Below are 1129 nucleotides of genomic sequence, written 5' to 3' on the forward strand. Positions count from 1 at the left end.
GAGGAAAGCATCTTTTCAACGTTTACAGCAGCATATAATGTATCATCAAACTATTCCAAATCAAATTCAAGCAAACGAAGGTAAACGGTTTGTTTGTGTGCTTTCAAAATTCGTGCTTGGGGATAATGAAAGGCTGATGATTGAATTAAGTGAATTAAATGGAGGAAGAAAGGTCATTGTAAAAGTTAATGACAGACGGTGAAAGTATTAATTTTGTTCCGATCCATTGTGCTACAAATTCTGCTTCGGTATAGGTTATGTAAACAAGTTCAATAGGAAGGTTAAATGCTTTCGTGATAGTTGGCTCTTGCTTGCCTTCTAAGGCATTGATTTTTGTTTTTTTGGTCCATAATTTTATGTGTTATTTGAGTGATGTTGCTTCATAATGGCTTTTGGTGAATTAAATCGTTCGTCCCATATTTTTCTATAAGGCTCAATGAAATCGACTATATCTTTCGTTCCATTTGGGTTTAAGTGATAGTAAATTTCTCTACCATTTTACTCTTGTTTCAGCAGTTCGCATTCGGTAAGAATTTGTATGTGCTTGGAAATGGTTTGTCTGGAATAATCAAAGTTTTCAGCTATGGGAGTAGGGTTAATGCAGTACGGCTAAAGAAATTGTCGCTCTTCTTGCCACAATATCTGTTGTTGTAACAAATTACATTAGTTTATTGACTAATTTTTTTGTTTTTTTGACTAAAAAATTACGCAACCATTTAAGACTACATACATCTATAGTTAAAATCCTTAATCTGTGAAAAAAAAACTAACCTTTATCTTTTTTACGCTTTATTCATTTTTCAGTTTCTCACAAGTAGCATTAAATTTCCCTACTGATTATGCTAATTTTTTAGGGGTTGAACAAATTTATTTAGAATGGATAGAAGATACAGATCTATCAGGAGGGAATATTAGTTACGATTTGTACTTTGGTACGAATTCCAACCCTATTTTATATTACAGTGATTTAACCCCAAATACAAATGGGGAAATTGATACAGATACTTATATTTATCAAGGAGTAATAATGGATGGTGCTAATTCAATACCTACAAGTATTTTTTTTAAACAGATAACCTTAAATTATGAAACCACGTATTATTGGAAAGTTGTAGCAAAAAACACAAAT

The 1129-nt window shown here is 31.7% G+C and carries 2 protein-coding genes; both read left to right on the top strand.

All coding sequences use genetic code 11. The annotated features are described in order from the left end of the window. Positions 1-202, top strand: a 202-nt coding sequence (locus A6I66_RS16380) for a DUF4138 domain-containing protein (protein ID WP_157614290.1), incomplete at its 5' end; no start/stop codon positions are given. A gap of 552 nt (positions 203-754) precedes the next feature. Further along, the coding region (locus A6I66_RS16385) for a hypothetical protein (protein WP_211267559.1) at positions 755-1129 on the top strand (375 nt) is incomplete at its 3' end.

Origin of the sequence: Pseudotamlana agarivorans, from assembly GCF_001642835.1 — a bacterium.
In the GTDB taxonomy this organism is placed as follows: Bacteria; Bacteroidota; Bacteroidia; order Flavobacteriales; family Flavobacteriaceae; genus Pseudotamlana; species Pseudotamlana agarivorans.